The following is an 18113-nucleotide window of genomic DNA, read 5'->3' as shown; positions in this document are numbered from 1 at the left end:
TTTATGTTGCGGTTGTCTCTATGAGCCGTATGGCCATCTCTGCCATCTTGTTGAGGTCGGGCTTTGAGACCTGGTAGTCGGCCTTGACGGACTCTCCCTTGTGACGCAACTCATCGGTTATGATGGAGGAGTACAGGATGACCGGAAGGCACTTGAGCCTGGGGTCCTCCTTGATGTTCTTGGTAAGCGTAAAGCCGTCCAACTGTGGCATCTCTATATCGGATATCACGACATTTACGAATTCACTGATGTCCCTGCCCTCATCGGAGGCCTTTTGTGCGGTCTGCCTGAGGTAGCTCAGTGCCTCCTCACCGTTGTTGACTATGTGGGTGGAGAAGTTGGCTATTTGGAGGTTCTTTTTGAGCATCAGGCGGATGGTTGGTGAATCGTCTGCTATGAGGGCGATGTAGTTCTTTTGTGCCCTGACGCTGGTCTGCCACATCTCTTCGGTGGACTCCGGGTTGAGGTCTGATATGATATGTTCGAGGTCCAGGAGCTGAATGAAGTGGCCGTCTTTTATCACCATTCCGACAATGGAGCTGGAACCGATCCTGTTTATGAACTCGTTGGGCGGGATGACGTCCTTCCAGACAACCCTGTGAATCTCCGTTACCCCGGAGACCAGAAAACCCTGCACGGATTGACTGAACTCGGTTATAATGACGATTTCATTGTTGGTCCTTACCCGCTCTATGCCAAGCCATTCACTTAGGTCTATCACGGGCACTATGAGATTGCGCAGGGGGATAGTGCCAAGAAAACAGGGATTTTGGGAGTAGTCTTTTTGCTCAAGGTTGGGGCTTTCAATTACCTGCATCACCTTGGCAACATTCATACCAAAATAGACGGCCTGCGTGGTGGTGTCAACCGAGGACTGTTCATATATATAAAACTCGAGGATCTCAAACTCGTTTGTCCCTGTCTCAAGGAGTATCTGAGACTTAATCTGTTCTATTATATCCATAGTGTGCCCTCTGCCCCCTTTTTTTTGATGCTATAATTATTTGTCCTTTTTATAGAATATGTTAAACTATTATGACAAATAATATCAACATGCAAAAAATCAGGCAAACCTTGTATAATAATTAATGAGTGATAGCAGTTGCTATAAAAAGATGCTCTGATGGATAACAAGTTGCTGGATAACGAGCTGAGGACGCTGACGGTCCTGTACGTGGAGGATGAGACCGGTATCAGGGAAAACATCGGTGAGGCCATCAGTCGCCGTGTGGGGTGCCTGCATCAGGCCGAAAACGGTCAGGAGGGGCTGGAGCTATACATAAAACACAAGCCGGACATCGTTATTACCGATATCAGGATGCCCCTGCTCAACGGTCTGGAGATGGCCAGGGAGATAAAAAAACTCAACCCCAAGGCACAGATAATCATCACCACGGCCTTCAGCGAGCGGGAGTTGTTCCTCGATGCAATAAATATTGGGGTCAACCAGTACGTTCTCAAGCCAATCAATCGGGATAACCTCCTGGCGGCCATCTACCGGTGCATGGAGGTGGTAGGGATAGAGCGTAAGTTCAGGGAGAGTCAGGAGCTGTTCAGAAAGCTGTCGGAGGGGTGTGCCTTTGGCGTGGCGCTGCACACGGAGAGGTTCATATACGTCAATCCGGCGATGGAGAAGATAACGGGCTATACGGGGGCGGAGCTTATGGGGTTATCCCTGTGGGATATCGTGCATCCCAATTGGCGGGATACGGTTAAAGAGCAGGTGTTTTGGCGTCTCAAGGGCGAAAAATTGCTGCACGAAGACCAGGAAATGAAAATACTGACAAGGTGGTCGGATGAGCGCTGGATACGCCTGATTGCCGATACGGTGGAGTACATGAGCGCCTTTTCTGCCCTGATAAGCGTCATAGACGTCACGGCTGAACGGACATACGAACGGGAAATCCGCGAACTCAACAGAACCCTCGAGGGTAGGGTATATGACGAAATCAGAAAGCGCCAACAGCACGAGCAGTTTCTCATCCAACAATCCAAGATGGCCTCGATGGGTGAGATGATTGGCGTGATCGCCCATCAGTGGCGTCAACCGCTAAACAACCTAAACCTCATCATCCAGGACGTACAGGTTGCATATGAGTCAAAGGAGTTGGACGGGGCATATTTGGCAACCTCTGTAGAGGACTCAATGAAACAGATCGACTTCATGGCAAAGGCGATAGACACCTTCAGGGATTTCCTAAGACCGTCAAAGAAGAAAGAACTCTTTGATGTAAGGGCAGCCATTACCGATACGTTGTCACTCTTTGATGCCATGCTCAGGAGTGTTAATATCTCCGTAAATTTAGACTATTGTGGTATTGACGGCGCTGATGATGTCAAGGTACTTGGCTATCCAAACGAGTTCAAGCAGGTGGTCTTCAACATCCTCAACAATGCCAAGGACGCTATCGTTGACAGACGCCAGAAGACCCCTTCCCTAAAGAAAATGAAAGGGGCTATTTCTATAAATATCTCCGTGAATGTCTCCTACGGCGTCAAGCGGGTCATCATAGGGATATCCGACAACGGCGGAGGCATAGATGACACCATCATAGGCAAGGTCTTTGATCCCTACTTTACGACCAAGGACACCCATAAAGGCACCGGCATTGGCATGTACATGTCCAAGACCATCGTCGAAAACAACATGAACGGTAAGCTGGACGTTGAAAACACGCCGGACGGTGCGTTGTTTACCATAGAGCTGCGCTGTGAGCCACACCCTGCAGACACTGATAAGGGGGCGGAGCCGTGATGCTTCCTCCGGGTGAAAGCAGCAGGTGGGACAAGCTCGTAACCCTTCCGCCACCGGAGGTGTGTCAACGTGCGTCGGTGGAGTACGACGACGTGGCGGGGACATATGTCGTTAGGTCTTTTGGACTGTCGTATCGGTTCACGCCGCATGAGAGACAGATATCACCCCCCGTGCTGGAGCCCCCCCAACAGGAGATGCTGTTGACCCGATTTGGGTACTTCTACCGCCTGGCATCGTTGTGGTATCTTACCGATGCACGGGATATACCGCCGTCAAATCACCTGGTACCACCGGAGGGATTGAAGGATGGCGAAATGTTTTTCAAGGGCGGTCACACCCTACCGCTCAATAAGTTAGCGGCACGCTTTGGGGCTGACAGGGACGGTTTTTTAAAGAGGGGTAGGGAGCTGGGTGGTGAGGAGGTGTCTTTTGGGGATGCCGCCGTCAGGCTGTTTGCATATCCTCGTGTGCCCGTGGTGTTGATCCTGTGGCTTGAGGACGAGGAGTTTCCGGCACGGGTCAATCTGCTGTTTGACTCCACGTGTGAGTTTCACCTACCACTGGATATGAACTGGAACGTTGCCATGATGTGTGTGCTGCTGATGTCGGCCTGACAAGGGAATACCGTTGTGGTGGGTGTGTCATAGTTGTCTTTGCATCGGATAACTACCAGTGTTACTGGTTTGCATATCAAAAATGAATATTGTCATTGGAGGGAGTATGTTTTGGCAAAATAATAGCCGAACAAAGGTGAAGTATCCTCCGTACAGCGTAGCGTTCATCGTAAGGGCGCTGATTGCCCTGACACTGATAGCGGTCATTGGAGGGGTATATGTTAATGGTGTTGCCTATGGTGGTAGTGTCATGCTGCCTGAGACGGGGCAAACAACAAGCTACTACGCCGGTGATGACGGTGCAATAAGGGCTGGTGTGGCCTGGCCTATCCCTCGGTTCTGGCACTACTGCAACTTGTCACACTGCATGAAAGACAACCTCACGGGGTTGGTATGGCCCAAATACGGTGATCTTGCAGGTGAAGGTCTGTCATGGAGTGATGCCCTTAAGTATGTTGACAAGATGAACAGAGGCGAGGTAAATAACTTTGGCTACACTGACTGGAGATTGCCAAACATCAACGAACTTGAGAGCCTGATAAATGCCCAAGAGGGTTTTTCATCAACATGGCTTAAGGACCAGGGGTTTATGGATGTGCAGCTTGGACACTATTGGTCATCTACTACATATTATAACGATACCAGCAATGCATGGACTGTTGACATGCTCCTGGGTTTAGTTGAACCAGGCGCTAAGTCGTCCCCCAGCTACGGTGTCTGGCCTGTTCGGGAGGGAGACTCCGGTGATGCGCTTATCTGGGCAACCGGACAATATACCAGTTATGCTGCAGGCGACGATGGCGCATTACACAGAGGTGTGGCGTGGCCTGAACCTAGATTCACAGAAAACGTTAACAATACAGTAACGGATAATCTGACGGGGTTGAGTTGGACTAAGGACGCTAGTACGCCCAACGTGTACTCGAAGGTCAACGAAACAGACGTGCTTAGTTGCGAGGGACCGCCTGCGAACTGGGATAAAGCTCTTGATTACGTGAAGTGCATAAACAATGCAAGATACCTTGGCCACAACGATTGGCGCCTTCCAAACAGAAAAGAGCTTATGAGTTTAATCGACCGTCAGGGATATTATCCTGCACTACCATTTGGAAATCCATTTATCCACTGGAAACAAACGTATGCGACATCGACGACGAATGCAAGAGAACCCAAGAACGTCTGGTTTATGAAGTTGGTTTCAGGTGTTATGAGCGAAGACACGAAATCTGTCCCCTGGTTTGTTTGGCCAGTGCGCACACGAGAGGTGGGCCAGGAAGGAGATATATATACGTTAAAGATTTCAAAACAGGGCACGGGCAGAGGATATATTACAAGCTCGGACGGCAAGATAGGCTGCGGAGGCGTCTGCGTTGCATCGTACACATCACCCGTAATCTTAAAACTCACGGCAACGGCAAACGCCAATTCAACTTTTTTTGGCTGGGGGGGTGACTGTGCAGGGAGTGGTTCAACCTGCATTATTACCATGTCTGGCGACAAGAATTTTACGCCAACGTTCATTTTAAATCCAGAAGCCAGGAAAGTCAAGTACGACTTTGATGGTGATGGCAATAGCGACGTCCTGTGGCGCAGCTCATCAACTGGTGACGTCTACCTGTGGTCGATGAATGGTACAAAGATAACGGAGATGGACTTTGTTACCAGAGGCGTGCCACTGGACTGGGATATTAAGGCAACAGGGGATTTCAATGCCGACGGTAAAAGCGACGTCCTGTGGCAAAACACCAAGACCGGAGATGTTGTCAACTGGCTCATGGAAGGCCGCACAATCAAGGATAGCGGGTATGTCAACAGAAGTATGCCGCCGGAGTGGGTATATCAGCAAACAGGCGACTTCAACAGCGATGGCAAGAGCGACATCGTCTGGAGAAACACCAACATGGGCGACGTCTATGTCTGGTACATGGATGGCACAAAGATATCTGGTGGTGATCATCTGGCCAAGGGTATGCCGCCGGAGTGGGAGATTAAGGGAACAGGCGATTTTAATGGCGACGGTTACAGCGACGTCCTGTGGCAAAACACCGCCAATGGTGACGTCGTTGCCTGGCTGCTCAACGGTCTGTCCATAGCATCTGCAAACTACGTTGAAAGGGGTCTTGACGGCAAGTGGCAGATAAGGGCGGTTGAGGACTTTGACGGTGATGGCAAGAGCGATATCCTGCTGCGAAACGTCTCATCAGGTGACGTAGTTATCTGGCTCATGAATGGGAGTGCTATAGCCAACAGGGGATATGTGATAAAAGAGGTGCCTGATAACTGGCAGATTGGCACACCCGGATATTACAGCAGTGACGGCAATGCCGACCTACTGTGGCAGGACAATGCAACTGGCGACGTCTACATGTATCTCATGGATGGCATAAAGGTTACGGATGGCGGTTACGTTACGTTTGGTTTGCCAAAAGACTGGCAGGTGAGGTAAGATACCTGCTATAACATAATGGTTATCTGTGCTAAATTCCAGTTTTACTGGTTTGCAGAGGCAAAATTAAGCAGTATTGCAGAGGAAGTATGTTTTGGCAAAATAACAACAGAACAAGGATGAGGCATTACCAGACCAACAGTTCACTCGTGTTTATAGTCCCGGCGCTGATTGCAGTGATATTGGGCATGTTTCTTACCGATGCAGCCTATGCCGGCACCTTGAGCCTGCCTAAGACGGGGCAGATAAAAAGCTCCGATGCCAACTCCCCACAACAGGACGACGGAGCGTTACAGAAGGGTGTGGCATGGCCAAGTCCGCGCTTTAAGGACAACGGCAATAAGACGGTTACCGATACCCTTACGGGACTGGTTTGGAGCAAAGATGGGGTTGCGCCCAAGGTTGGCAGTTGCATGGGCGGTCTTAAGAACTGGCAGGGGGCATTGGATTATGTGGCCTGCCTCAATACGAACAAGTACCTTGGTTACAGCGACTGGCGGCTGCCAAATGTAAACGAGCTGGAAAGCCTCATCAATGCAGGGCAGGTTGATACAAGTGTATGGCTCAACAAGCAGGGGTTCACCAATGTGCAGTCAAACTATTACTGGTCATCCACTACCTGCGCTAGGGCCGGCAATACATCCGCTGCATGGGGCGTGCGTATGGACTCCGGCAGTGTGGGTGCTGACCTTAAGTCAAGTTATCACTATGTTTGGCCGATTCGTTCCGGGGAATCTGGAGCGCTTTCATCTATTTGGTCTACCGGCCAGACTGCCACTTATGCTGCCGGTGATGATGGGGCGTTACAGAAGGGTGTGGCATGGCCTGCTCCGAGGTTTGTCGATAGCGATAAAAATGCCGTCACCGATACCCTCACGGGACTGCTCTGGAGCAAAGATGCCGGCACTGCGGCGATAGGCTCTTGCACGGGCGGAGCTAACTCCTGGCAGATGGCGCTGGATTATGTGCAGTGCTTAAACAGTGCAAGCTACCTCGGCTATACCGACTGGAGGCTGCCAAACAAGACGGAACTCTATAGCCTCATTAACCGGGGCATGTCTTCACCGGCACTTTCCTCCGTCCATCCCTTTACAAACGTGCAGTTTGGCAACTATTGGTCATCCACTGCCTACCATGAGGGTGCCTCCTATGCGTGGAGCATCAATATGGAAGATGGCAAAGCCGACATTTCGGTTAAATCCAACATTGGCTATGTCTGGCCAGTTCGCAACGCAACGCCTGGTAATTAGAACTGCCAGTACCCGGTAATTGACAACAATCCCCCTCCCTTTATGGGAGGGGCGGGAGAATGAGGCGGGGGAAGTGAGCCGGAGAAGGGTCAGCGACTCAGGTCGTTATCGACAGGTTTACCTTCTCACCGCACTTTGCCAGGTCTGCCGGGATGGTTGTAATGGGTAGCTTGACCGTAAAGGTGGTACCACGGTTGACCCTCGTCTGGACGGTAATCTGACCACCGTGCTTTGCTATGATCCCCTGAGAGACAGACAGTCCAAGACCTGTCCCCTTGCCCTTGGATTTTGTGGTGAAAAACGGGTCAAATATATGCTGTAGTATGTGGTCTGAGATGCCATGACCGTAATCTGTTACCTTTATGGCGATAAAGTTATGTTCCTCCGACTGTCCGGCATGTATCTTCAGATGTCCCCCCTTAAGGGTTACGTCAAGGGCGTTGAGGATCAGGTTCAAAAACACCTGCTCTAACTGGTGCCTGTCGCCGTGGATGCGGGGCAGGTTTGGTGCTATTTTTATGTCCACGTTTACGCCGGCCAGCTTTATCTGATTGCCTGCCAGTTTCAGGGTGTCCATAAGAACGCTGCCAATACAGATGGGTTCCATGATGGTCTCACTTTCGCGTGCGAAGTCCAGGAGGTTGCGTACGATGTTCCTTGCACGCCCGGCTTCATCCACAAGGTCCCTGGCCATGTCTATGCGTTCGTCATCGGAGAGGTCGTGGTAGTCTTCCAGGAGCATGTGTGCCGTCAGCGTGATGTTGTTTATCGGATTGTTTAGCTCGTGGGCAATGCCGGAGGTAAGTGTCCCCACGGCGCGGAGCTTTTGGGACTGTGCAAGTATTTGCTGTTGCCTGTCCAGCTCCTTGATCAGGTAATCTATGGCCATTGACAGATCAGAAAACTCGTCATTGTATCTGTGACCTGACATGATCGTGGCATACTGTCCGTTGGCCATTAGCGTTGAATACTTAGAAAAGAGATTGATTGCACTGAGCACCCTCTTACCTAACAGGTGCGATATAAACAACATAAATAAGACCATAAATACCACCGCATACAGTTGTACCGTCCTAAAGAGCAGCATCAATCTTTCTGTTGTATCACGTCCCCTAGCCAACAGTTTATCGGCCGAGTTAACCATCATGTAGCCGCATTGCTTGATTTCCTTCTGGAGTCGTTCCCGTCGCTGGAGCTTGTCCGGCTGGTGGGTGCTTTCACGGTCCAGTTCCTCGACAGAGTCTAACAGCTTGACATATCTCTCTATCAGACCTATGGAGTTGTCATAGTCAATATGTCCTTTGAGTTCTCCGTAGTGGGTTATGACCAGTCTCTCAAGCGTTTTCATTATCTCTTTGCTTTCCCTAAGTCCTGTGCCATAGAGGAAGTAGTCCTTTTCAAATGCCCGAGCCTGAGAAACACTCGAAAAAAAAGTCTGAGCAAGCTCATTCAACCGCAATCCCTTCTCCATCTTCATCATCGTTATTACCATGGAGATAGCTATCCCCAGAGCAAAGACGAGGGTTACGGCAAACCCAATATAAATGTGGGACTTAATTGTAAATCTGTAAGGCTTGGTGGCCTTGGTGACTCCCTCTGCACCATCAGCCACCAGAGTGCCCTTGTCAATCTGCTGTTCGATTAACTTTTTAAGCCACTTTAATCCGCACTTATACCACTTATCCAGGCAGTCATCTAACATCAGGGGGAATGCCTTATGCCTGTACTGTCAGAGTTACGCCAAGGGTTTCGGCGGCCTTTACGATAACGGCCCTGAGGTCATCGGGCTTAAAGGGTTTGGCTATGAAGTCGAAGGCGCCCTTTTCCATTGCCTGTCTGGCCAGCTCCATCATGGCATAGCCGGTGATCATGATGACCTTGGTCTTGGCCGACTTATTCATCACATGTTCAAGGACCTCCAGGCCGTCGATTTCGTCCATTCTGATATCCGTAACCACTATGTCGAAGGTTTCCTCGTTGATCCTGTTAATCGCCTTTGATGGATTGTCAAAGACCTCAACGTCGCAGCCCAGTTTTGATATTGCCGGTTTCAGCCTCTTTCCCACTATAGGCTCGTCATCAAGAAGCAGTATCTTTAACGTCTTTTCCATAGAACAGCTCTCCTTTTCTTATATTTTTTTACTACCATATTAAATATTACAACGTTGTGAAACACTTTGTAAAGGAGGCGAGTTTAAAAGCAGGGGATTCACAATTGACGGGTGTTATCCCGGCTATGAATCAAGACGAGTCATAATAAGCCCTCTGAGTCTCCTGCATGGGCTTTTAGCTTAAATGCTGACTATTACAGTCCAAGTTGTTTTTTTATCAAGTCACATAAGCTCTCTTTAATTTCAGTGTGCCTGGGTACGGGAGCTTTCCTTCCATTGCGTGGATTAACATAGATATCATGATTACTGCCGTGTTGCTTTAGATAGCACCCCAAATTCACTATCTCACGTATAAACTCACGTCTCTTCAAACTTCAACTGCTATTTCCTTGGTAACAATGTCAGTGTGATATACATCTTCGTCCTCACCTTTCATGAGCTTATAGGCTTCCCTGATATTATCCTCCAGTTTTTCAAGTGTTTCACCCTGACTAAACACACCAGGGACTTCCTTTAGCTTGCCTACATACCAGTTGTCATCAATCCAATATTGCAAAGTAAAATTCTTCAGCATTGTTGTTACCTCTTTTTTTTTATCACGACACCTAAAAACTCAACAAATCAGAACATTACTCATTTCCCCCCAACCTGTCAACTAACCCTTTACGGGGTCAAGGGGACTTCTTTCCGGCCGGGGCACCTCGCCCCTCCCCTTGCGGTAGGGGGTCTGAGGGGGAGGGCGGAGCCGCTCCCCCTTCTTCTTTTCTTTATCCCTTCTGCTTTTTCATAGACAGCGATATCCGTTTCCGCTTGACGTCTACTTCCAGGACGGTCACACTGACCTTCTGATGAACCTTAACCACATCTGTGGGGTTTTTCACGAACCGATCCGCCAGTTGACTGATGTGCACCAGACCATCCTGATGAACGCCGATATCGACAAAGACGCCAAATGCCGTGATGTTGGTTATAATCCCTGGCAGCTTCATCCCCGGTTTTACGTCCTCAATGGCCTTAACGTCGTCAAGGAAGCGGATGGCCTCAAACTGCTGCCTGGGGTCACGCCCCGGTTTGGCCAGCTCTTCAAGGATGTCGGTCAACGTCGGAACACCTACGGTATCCGTGACGTACTTCCTGATATCCACGAGCTTGCTGATGTCGGTGTTGTGAATCAGGTCGCTGACGGAACACTTCAGGTCATCGGCAATGGCATAGACTATCTTGTAGCTCTCCGGGTGGACGGCGCTTGCATCGAGTGGATTTTCGGCCTCCCTGATACGCAAAAAACCCGCCGCCTGCTCAAAGGCCTTTGGCCCCAGCTTGGAGACCTTCTTCAACTCCTCACGACAACGAAACGGGCCATTGCTCTGCCGGTACTCAACAATCCGTGCGGCAAGCTGCGGACCAAGCCCCGATACGTAGGTCAACAACTGCTTGCTTGCCGTGTTGACCTCCACTCCAACGGCATTGACGCAACTAATGACAACGTCATCGAGGCTGCGTCTGAGGGCTGCCTGATCAACGTCGTGCTGATACTGCCCTACGCCGATGGACTTGGGGTCTATCTTGACCAGTTCCGCCAGCGGGTCCATCAGCCGCCTGCCAATTGACACAGCGCCCCTGACCGTTACATCGTGATCGGGAAACTCCTCACGTGCCACCTCAGAGGCCGAGTACACGGAAGCTCCACTTTCGTTGACCAGCACAACCTGTATCGATTCCGGCAACGCCAGCCCCCGTACAAAGGCCTCCGTCTCACGGCTGGCCGTACCATTGCCTATGGCTATGGCGTTTATTTCGTACTGCCGGCAGAGCGCACGAATCTTATTTGCAGCCTCCGTGAGCAGCTTTTCGGACTGAGTCGGATAGATCGTGTCGTTGTGCAACAGCTTGCCCTGCCTGTCCATGCAGACGACCTTGCAACCGGTACGAAACCCGGGGTCTATGGCCAGGACGGTCTTTTGACCAAGCGGCGGGGCAAGGAGCAATTGACGCAGGTTTTCGGCAAAGACCTTTATGGCCTCCTCATCGGCCCGCTTCTTTGTGGCCAGACGTATCTCAGTCTCCATGGATACCGACAGGAGCCTCTTGTAGCTGTCGTGGATGGCCAACCTGACCTGTTGAGAGTCGGCGTTATCGCCCTTGACAAAGAGCAGCATGAGGGTCTCCAGGGCCTCTTCTTCAGGCGGTGTTGTGCGAAGCGACAGAAACCCCTCCTTTTCGCCACGCCTCAGGGCCAGTACCCGGTGCGATGGCGCACTGACAACAGGCTCCTCCCAATCGAAGTAGTCCTTGTACTTAAGCCCCTCGTCTTCGTTGTCAGAGAGTGCCTTTGACCTGAACGTCCCCTTGAGTTCAAACAGCTCGCGCATCTTTGCACGTCCTGCCTGGTCCTCGTTGACCCACTCGGCTATGATGTCCCTGGCCCCGGCAAGGGCATCGGCGACGTCCTTGACGCCCTTGTCCACATCAATGTAGGCCAGCGCCTCCGTGTGCGGGTCTGCACCCTCCTGGGCAAATATGAGCGTTGCCAGCGGTTCAAGCCCCTTTTCACGGGCAATGGTTGCACGCGTGCGACGCTTGGGACGATAGGGCAGGTAGATGTCCTCCAGCACGGCCATCGTTTCGGCCTTGAGGATGCTCTCCTTTAGTTCGTCCGTGAGCTTTCCCCTCTCCTGGAGCGACTTCAGGACCGCCTCCCTGCGTTTGTCAAGCTCCATGAGCTGTTGTGTCCTGTCACGTACCGCCGTGATTGCAACCTCATCCAGAGAGCCGGTGGCCTCCTTGCGGTAGCGCGCAACAAAGGGAACCGTCGCCCCCTCCTCCAACAGTGCAACGGTAGCCGCCACCTGCCACTCCCTGACGGACAACTCCTGCGATATCTTTAATACATGTTCGTTATTCATTTTCTATTAATCCTGCTCTCCACCACCACCGGCCAGGCTTATCGGGATGGGTTTAACGTTCCATATGTCCTGTGCATATTCCCTGATCGTCCTGTCGCTTGAGAAGTGTCCCATGGATGCTACGTTGAGGATAGACATCTTTGCCCACCTGCCCCAATCCGCATATGCCTCATTGACCTTGTGCTGACACTCAATGTAGTGGCCAAAGTCGGCAAGCAGGAAGTACCTGTCGCCGTGATACAACAGCGAGTCCGTGATTGGCTTGAAGAGGTCGGGCTGAGACTGATTAAAATATCCACCCTGGATCATGTCAATGACCTGTCGCAGTTGTGGGTTGTTGTCGTAATAATGGTGTGGATTGTAGCCCTTGCGTTTGAGGTCTTCGATCTGCTCGGCGGTCAGACCAAAGGTGAAGAAGTTTTCCTTGCCGACCTCCTGTCTGATTTCAACATTTGCGCCATCGAGGGTACCAATGGTGAGGGCACCGTTGAGGGCGAACTTCATGTTACCGGTGCCGGATGCCTCGGTTCCGGCAGTGGATATCTGCTCGGAGAGATCAGAGGCTGGCAGCAACTGTTCGGCCATCGTCACGGAGTAGTTTTCGATAAAGACGACCTTTAGCTTCTCACCTATAACGGGGTCGTTGTTGACAACGTCTGCAATTGAGTTTATGAGCTTTATGATGAGTTTGGCCATATAGTAGCCCGGGGCTGCCTTGCCGGCAAAGATCACCGTTCTGGGGATGAAGGGGGCGTCGGGGGTTGACTTTATCTTGTTATACATGTAGATAACGTGCATGGCGTTGAGCAGTTGGCGCTTGTACTCGTGGATTCTCTTGAGTTGGCAGTCGTAGATAGAATCGGGGTTTATGCTGATCCCCTGGTGGTCCATTATGCAGACGGCGAGGTGGCGTTTGTTTCGTTTTTTGATTTCGTGCCATCGTTTCAGGAAGTCCTTGTCGTTGCTGAAGGGGATGAGTTTTTTGAGGTCTCTGAGGTTAGTTATCCAGCTATCTCCGATGTGTCCTGAGATCAGTTGTGCCAGTTCGAGGTTGCACAGTCTCAGGAAGCGTCGTTGGGTGATGCCGTTGGTTTTGTTGTTGAACTTGTGTGGCCACAGATCGTAGAAATCCTTAAACAGGTCGAGTTTGAGTATCTCCGTGTGCAGGGCGCTGACGCCGTTGACGCTGTGGCTGCCGACGATGCAGAGGTTTGCCATGCGCACTTTTTTTTCGTCGCCCTCTTCGATGATGGACATCCGGTGCAGCTTGTCGATGTCGCCGGGGTATTTTGCGATCAGGGAGTCGATGAAGCGTTGGTTGATTTCGTAGATGATCTCCATGTGTCTTGGCAGGACACGGTGCATGAGGTGTAGGGGCCAACGTTCAAGGGCCTCCTGCATGATGGTGTGGTTGGTGTATGCGAAGGTGGCCGTAGTTATCTCCCATGCCCTGTCCCAGCCCAGGTGCTCGGAATCGATGAGTATGCGCATGAGTTCGGCGATGGCAATGGCCGGGTGTGTGTCGTTTAACTGGATGGCGACCTTTCGTGGGAAGTCCCTGTAGTCAGCCCGTTCGGGGAAGTTCTTCTTGTAACGGCGGATGATATCCTGCAGCGTTGCAGAGACAAAGAAGTACTCCTGCTTGAGGCGCAACTCCTTGCCCTCAAATACGTTGTCGTTGGGGTAGAGGACCTTGGAGATGGTTTCGGTGAAGACCTTTTCCGATACGGCCTTTTCGTAGTCGCCGTACTGGAAGTAGTTGAGGTCAAATTCTCGTGTAGACTTAGCGCCCCAGAGTCTGAGGGTGTTGACGGTGTTATTGGCGTAACCGGGGATTGGAGTGTCATAGGCGATGGCGACGACGTCCTGGGTGTTGACCCATTCGTGTCTGAGGTATCCGTTGTGGTCTTTGTAGGCGCTGACGTTGCCGTAGTAGTTGATAATATAGAGGTTTTCTGGTCTTTCGATCTCCCATGCGTTGCCGTATCGCAGCCAGTTATCGGGGGTTTCCACCTGGTAGCCGTCCTTGATCTTCTGGACGAATATACCATACTCGTAGCGGATTCCGTATCCGTAACCTGGCAGTTGGAGGGTTGCCATAGAGTCCAGGAAACATGCCGCAAGGCGTCCGAGTCCGCCGTTACCTAGGCCGGCGTCCCACTCCAGCTCCCGGAGTTCGTCCAGGTCGTAGCCAAGTTCGTTGAGGGCCTTTTCCATATTGTCGTAGAGGTCAAGGCCGATCAGGGCATTGCCCAGCGACCTGCCCATCAGGAACTCCAAGGAGAGGTAGTAGACCCGTTTGGTGTCCACGTTGTAGTAGGTCTGTTGGGTGTTGATCCACTTTTCAACGAGGCGGTCCCTTACCGTGAGGGAGAGTGCCTTGTAAAAGTCCCGCTTGGTTGCCGAATATTCGTCCTTTGCCAGGGAGTATTTAAGGTGTGTCAAAAAGGAGAATTTTAAGGATTGCACGTCCGTTGCGTGCAGTATGTCTTTTATCTTTTCCGATCTAATCATTTTGCCGCCTTCCTCTGTAAAGATTCTGTTGCTGTCGTGTGGATATTATATGCAAATGGCTGTGAGTTTTGCAATCATGGCACCAAACAGGCAGGGTTAGTCCCCTCCTTGACTCCTTTGTTCAAGTGTAATATCCCTGCATACAGACCATAGCTTTATAGCCACAAATATCGTATAATATTATTATGAAGCGATATAGAATCTATGTAGACACCTCGGTAATAGGAGGTTGCTGTGATACTGAGTTTCAGAAATACTCTACAGGGTTGCTTGCAGACTTCAAATCTGGCATGCATTCGCTATTGCTTTCAGTCATTACAGATGCTGAGATACAAGATGCACCAAAAGAAGTGAAAAACGTATACTTAGAGTTTAGAAGGCATTGCGATGAATTTATCAATGTTACTCCGGAAGCAATGGAGTTAGCGGATATGTACATAAAACGAGGTTTTCTGTCTAAGAATTACCGTAATGATGCCCTGCACATCTCTGTTGCCACAATTGCATGGGCAGATTTGCTGGTCAGTTGGAATTTTAAACATATAGTCCGCTTGGAAAAGATACAGGGGTTTAACTCTGTAAACATTGAGATGGGATACAAACAAATATTAATCTACTCACCAATGGAGGTAACAAGATATGGCAGTAAAGACAGTTGAGTTGATACGGGCTATAAGAGATAAACACTACGAAGATACAAAGTCTTTGTCAGTAGAGGAGCAAATCAGGTATTTTGAACAAAAGGCTAAACTCCTCTCTGACCAAATGGAGACTAAATCTGACGAATCTTCTGATAGTTCGCATCCCTTATACAAGGGACATTAGCAGACATACAAAGGTTCCCCTCCCTTCTAACCAATTGCAACGGCCCCCTTGACCCCGTAAAGGGCTGGTAGGTTGCAGTTGGGACGTAGTGGAGGGTTCGTGAGGAACGGATAGGTGCAGAATTAAGGCCATGCTTTTTTGCTCTTTATAAAATACTTGATTGCTTTTAGAATACGAACTGTTTTTAAACATACGCCAGCAAGATTTTTATACGATTGCGCAATATGAGGATGCTTTTCTCCGTAGATTGCCAACCATATATCAAGTGCTTTTTGGTAAAATTCAATAGCCTGCTTTGCATAGCCTAACTTCCATAGTGATGTAGCGTATTCATTAAGAAAATTGCCGACATTTATATCCTTCTTTACCTTAGCCTCAGCAATTACCGCATCTGAGACCCTATCAGCAACCTTTTCCATAAGCGCTGAACCCTCACGATATAAAACCATCCGGTCAAAATATTGCCCAAACGCAAAAGCATGCTTACACGCACCACGGATGTTGCCCAATTCTAGTGCGTGATGGACAGCTTCTTCTATGTACTTGTAATTCTGCTCATCGGCTTCTGAAATCCAACTGTCATACCATTGATACGCATGTTCGTGCATTGCATCCCTCTCATAAGGCGTCAACTTGCCCCACATACTCTCACGGATGACAGGTGTTACCCAGCACACAAACTCACCCCTGCCCAACTCCTCACGCTCAAGCAACGTCAGATCAACGCCCGTGTTCAAAAATTTGGCACCACCAAAAGCCTCAAATGCAGTCGCATCAACAGCCTCTCTGTATACGGCGGCCTTCTGAATGAACTTTTGGAACTCTGTACCCTCTGTCCATTCAATCACATCCGCAAGATACTTGTGGATGAACTCTTCCTGCTTGCCCTGTAGCTTTGGCTCAATGTCACACTGGTCGTACTTACCCTTGTCTTTGGCGATAACGTCTAACCACTCCAACAGGAGAGGGTTACCGTAACCGTACTTGATGTACAAACTCTCCCCTGAGCACTCTTACACCCCTCTGAACATACCGTCTCCTGCCAATAAATCCGCTCTCAAGCACACGCACGTTGCTGTCCTGGAGGGTCTTGTGTTTGAGTTTAACGAGGTTACTCTTTTTGGGCAATCCATCCACCACTAATGGCACAGTCGGAGATGCATCGCCAAAGAGCCTCAAAAGTGGCCAAGGGTAATATCTGTCTTCAACTTGAGCTTCAACCTCCTTACGTACGATTTGGATGGCTTCAGCAATGCCTTTACCTGTTGAAAGGTTTAAGTATAACTCAGCAGCAGCTATAGTAGCATGTTTGTCAATAACAGATAATCCCCAACCAATTACCCAGCTCACTCCTCTTTTTACCATCTCACTAGCAAAGGATTCCGATGCAACTGAGTCATCGGAGTTGCCTGTAAAACAGCCTGAGAGGAAAAGCACCCTGGGCGGAAATATCTTAATCTTATCCCACAACATACGAGGCGCTACCTTTTCGGTTTTACCGGCATCGTCTTCCATGTATAACACCGGTCCCAAAACCCTGTCTATACCACCATGACTTGTTATGTGGATGATGTCAAACCCTCTACATTCAATATTGACCTGCTCAAGCCCGTTGAGACTGCCCGTGTCCTCGATCCTCATGTCGATGTTGATGTTATGCTTGTCAAATGCACCTAAGATGTACTCCTCCTCTTTTTCAAAATCGAGGACATATTTTTCGTGCGTATCCGTTGGTGAACAGGCCATAAAGAGCATCCTAAGCGGCTCTTTCTTGGGTTTCGGCAGATTTAACTTGTTCCTGTCATCAATCAGCCGAATGATGTGTATATTTCTGTTTAGCAAGACCCAATCCCCATTGTTCAACAACTCAAACGGCAACTGCATCAATTCACGGGATGTTTGGATATACAGGTTTGTATGAACACCAGCGCCCCTGCTACTGTTGATAATCCCCTGAAGCATCCCTGCACTACCGTTAAGCAGGTCATATAGCCGCCTGCCGATATCAGCGCCCGCATCGGAATTGTAGCACCAGAGGTTGTTGTTTGCTTCTTTGAGGAGCGTGGCAACATCATACTCATTGATGTTATGGGACATCTCGTCATTGATATGCACCTGATACTTACCACCGGCAGCATCCGATATCCTTATGCGTATATTTTTGGTACTATCGTTATTACCCATTTTACAAAACCCCCTGAATATAGAATAAGGATTTGTCCACAAATAACTTGTACAAATGGTGTCTAAATATGTTATGATCAAAAAGTGCAAAGCGATACCGAACTTATGATACAAAGAAAATTTGAAGTACTCAAAGATGTTTTAGACGAACAAGGCAGACGAATGTGGGCTGCAGTGGAAGCCGAGGCATTGGGACGAGGAGGAGTTACTTCAGTTTCCAGATCTACTGGTCTTTCGCGGACAACGATATATGAAGGAATTAGACGTATTGCTGAATCAAAGGAAAAACCTTCAAAAGGGAAAAAGAAGATACGTTTACCTGGAGGTGGACGCAAGCCGGTTGTTGAAACAGACCCATCCGTGCTTGTAGATATTGAGGGGTTGGTAGATCCGGTTACCCGAGGAGACCCTGAGTCTCCATTACGGTGGACCTGTAAGAGTGTTCGTAATCTTGCTGTTGCTCTTCAAAACCAAGGACATGTGATTGGTAGACAAAAAGTTGCCCACC

Annotated in this window: 16 protein-coding genes; 7 read left to right on the top strand and 9 right to left on the bottom strand. The window is 49.7% G+C overall.

The window, feature by feature from the left end:
* Position 1: 1 nt before the first annotated feature.
* Positions 2 to 964 carry a chemotaxis protein gene (locus tag Mcas_RS12680; protein WP_040335922.1) on the bottom strand — a complete coding sequence of 321 codons (963 nt, stop codon included), beginning with the start codon at positions 962 to 964 and terminating at the stop codon, positions 2 to 4.
* A 159-nt stretch (positions 965 to 1123) separates the two neighbouring features.
* On the opposite strand from Mcas_RS12680, the gene Mcas_RS16980 reads away from it, so the two are divergent.
* From Mcas_RS16980 to Mcas_RS12660, 4 genes are all read left to right on the top strand, one after another.
* On the top strand, positions 1124 to 2755 hold the full coding sequence (locus Mcas_RS16980) for a response regulator (protein ID WP_052567403.1): 1632 nt from the start codon (positions 1124 to 1126) through the stop codon (positions 2753 to 2755).
* Positions 2755 to 3369: a DUF3786 domain-containing protein gene (locus tag Mcas_RS16975; protein ID WP_052567402.1), complete on the top strand. Its 615-nt coding sequence runs from the start codon at positions 2755 to 2757 to the stop codon at positions 3367 to 3369. Before Mcas_RS16980 ends, Mcas_RS16975 begins: the two co-directional genes overlap by 1 nt.
* 106 nt (positions 3370 to 3475) lie before the next feature.
* Positions 3476 to 5815: an Lcl domain-containing protein gene (locus Mcas_RS12665; RefSeq protein WP_162176325.1), complete on the top strand. Its 2340-nt coding sequence runs from the start codon at positions 3476 to 3478 to the stop codon at positions 5813 to 5815.
* Positions 5816 to 5904: 89 nt separating this feature from the next.
* Positions 5905 to 7065, top strand: a complete 1161-nt coding sequence (locus Mcas_RS12660; protein ID WP_040335920.1) for an Lcl C-terminal domain-containing protein — start codon at positions 5905 to 5907, stop codon at positions 7063 to 7065.
* Between the two features lie 97 nt (positions 7066 to 7162).
* Here the strand turns inward: Mcas_RS12660 and Mcas_RS12655 are convergent, their stop codons facing one another.
* The 6 genes from Mcas_RS12655 to Mcas_RS12635 all read right to left on the bottom strand — a co-directional run bounded on the left by Mcas_RS12655 (position 7163) and on the right by Mcas_RS12635 (position 14596).
* Complete coding sequence (locus tag Mcas_RS12655; protein ID WP_052567400.1) at positions 7163 to 8767, bottom strand: sensor histidine kinase; 1605 nt, start codon at positions 8765 to 8767, stop codon at positions 7163 to 7165.
* 13 nt (positions 8768 to 8780) lie between these two features.
* Positions 8781 to 9176 (bottom strand): response regulator, encoded by a 396-nt coding sequence (locus Mcas_RS12650; RefSeq protein WP_040335919.1) that lies wholly within the window; start codon positions 9174 to 9176, stop codon positions 8781 to 8783.
* A gap of 194 nt (positions 9177 to 9370) precedes the next feature.
* On the bottom strand, positions 9371 to 9547 hold the full coding sequence (locus Mcas_RS19315) for a type II toxin-antitoxin system HicA family toxin (RefSeq protein WP_081853849.1): 177 nt from the start codon (positions 9545 to 9547) through the stop codon (positions 9371 to 9373).
* A complete protein-coding gene (locus tag Mcas_RS12645) occupies positions 9544 to 9750 on the bottom strand; it encodes a type II toxin-antitoxin system HicB family antitoxin (protein ID WP_040335918.1) in 207 nt (68 codons plus the stop codon). Before Mcas_RS12645 ends, Mcas_RS19315 begins: the two co-directional genes overlap by 4 nt.
* A gap of 193 nt (positions 9751 to 9943) precedes the next feature.
* The gene (locus Mcas_RS12640; protein ID WP_040335917.1) at positions 9944 to 12082 is read right to left on the bottom strand and encodes a Tex family protein; all 2139 of its coding nucleotides are present in this window, start codon (positions 12080 to 12082) and stop codon (positions 9944 to 9946) included.
* Between the two features lie 6 nt (positions 12083 to 12088).
* Positions 12089 to 14596 carry a glycogen/starch/alpha-glucan phosphorylase gene (locus tag Mcas_RS12635; RefSeq protein WP_052567398.1) on the bottom strand — a complete coding sequence of 836 codons (2508 nt, stop codon included), beginning with the start codon at positions 14594 to 14596 and terminating at the stop codon, positions 12089 to 12091.
* 185 nt (positions 14597 to 14781) lie between these two features.
* On the opposite strand from Mcas_RS12635, the gene Mcas_RS12630 reads away from it, so the two are divergent.
* Complete coding sequence (locus Mcas_RS12630; RefSeq protein ID WP_040335916.1) at positions 14782 to 15255, top strand: PIN domain-containing protein; 474 nt, start codon at positions 14782 to 14784, stop codon at positions 15253 to 15255.
* A complete protein-coding gene (locus tag Mcas_RS12625) occupies positions 15236 to 15421 on the top strand; it encodes a hypothetical protein (RefSeq protein WP_040335915.1) in 186 nt (61 codons plus the stop codon). Before Mcas_RS12630 ends, Mcas_RS12625 begins: the two co-directional genes overlap by 20 nt.
* Before the next feature lie 122 nt (positions 15422 to 15543).
* On the opposite strand, the gene Mcas_RS12620 is transcribed toward Mcas_RS12625, so the two are convergent.
* Positions 15544 to 16416 carry a tetratricopeptide repeat protein gene (locus tag Mcas_RS12620; protein ID WP_040335914.1) on the bottom strand — a complete coding sequence of 291 codons (873 nt, stop codon included), beginning with the start codon at positions 16414 to 16416 and terminating at the stop codon, positions 15544 to 15546.
* On the bottom strand, positions 16391 to 17605 hold the full coding sequence (locus Mcas_RS12615) for a CHAT domain-containing protein (RefSeq protein ID WP_040335913.1): 1215 nt from the start codon (positions 17603 to 17605) through the stop codon (positions 16391 to 16393). The genes Mcas_RS12620 and Mcas_RS12615 overlap by 26 nt, the downstream gene beginning before the upstream one ends.
* Positions 17606 to 17710: 105 nt before the next feature.
* Here Mcas_RS12615 and Mcas_RS12610 point away from each other — a divergent pair.
* On the top strand, positions 17711 to 18113 hold a 403-nt coding region (locus Mcas_RS12610), incomplete at its 3' end, for an ISAzo13-like element transposase-related protein (RefSeq protein ID WP_040335912.1).

The organism is Candidatus Magnetobacterium casense (genome assembly GCF_000714715.1).
Taxonomy (GTDB): Bacteria; Nitrospirota; Thermodesulfovibrionia; order Thermodesulfovibrionales; family Magnetobacteriaceae; genus Magnetobacterium; species Magnetobacterium casense.
This window is presented reverse-complemented; position numbering and strand designations above follow the sequence as displayed.

What these genes read in the sequence shown, in the direction of transcription:
- Mcas_RS12680 (WP_040335922.1), bottom strand. Translation starts at nt 964, where the DNA reads ATGGATATAATAGAACAGATTAAGTCTCAGATACTCCTTGAGACAGGG.
- Mcas_RS16980 (WP_052567403.1), top strand. Translation starts at nt 1,124, where the DNA reads ATGGATAACAAGTTGCTGGATAACGAGCTGAGGACGCTGACGGTCCTG.
- Mcas_RS16975 (WP_052567402.1), top strand. Translation starts at nt 2,755, where the DNA reads ATGCTTCCTCCGGGTGAAAGCAGCAGGTGGGACAAGCTCGTAACCCTT.
- Mcas_RS12665 (WP_162176325.1), top strand. Translation starts at nt 3,476, where the DNA reads ATGTTTTGGCAAAATAATAGCCGAACAAAGGTGAAGTATCCTCCGTAC.
- Mcas_RS12660 (WP_040335920.1), top strand. Translation starts at nt 5,905, where the DNA reads ATGTTTTGGCAAAATAACAACAGAACAAGGATGAGGCATTACCAGACC.
- Mcas_RS12655 (WP_052567400.1), bottom strand. Translation starts at nt 8,767, where the DNA reads ATGTTAGATGACTGCCTGGATAAGTGGTATAAGTGCGGATTAAAGTGG.
- Mcas_RS12650 (WP_040335919.1), bottom strand. Translation starts at nt 9,176, where the DNA reads ATGGAAAAGACGTTAAAGATACTGCTTCTTGATGACGAGCCTATAGTG.
- Mcas_RS12645 (WP_040335918.1), bottom strand. Translation starts at nt 9,750, where the DNA reads ATGCTGAAGAATTTTACTTTGCAATATTGGATTGATGACAACTGGTAT.
- Mcas_RS12640 (WP_040335917.1), bottom strand. Translation starts at nt 12,082, where the DNA reads ATGAATAACGAACATGTATTAAAGATATCGCAGGAGTTGTCCGTCAGG.
- Mcas_RS12635 (WP_052567398.1), bottom strand. Translation starts at nt 14,596, where the DNA reads ATGATTAGATCGGAAAAGATAAAAGACATACTGCACGCAACGGACGTG.
- Mcas_RS12630 (WP_040335916.1), top strand. Translation starts at nt 14,782, where the DNA reads ATGAAGCGATATAGAATCTATGTAGACACCTCGGTAATAGGAGGTTGC.
- Mcas_RS12625 (WP_040335915.1), top strand. Translation starts at nt 15,236, where the DNA reads ATGGCAGTAAAGACAGTTGAGTTGATACGGGCTATAAGAGATAAACAC.
- Mcas_RS12615 (WP_040335913.1), bottom strand. Translation starts at nt 17,605, where the DNA reads ATGGGTAATAACGATAGTACCAAAAATATACGCATAAGGATATCGGAT.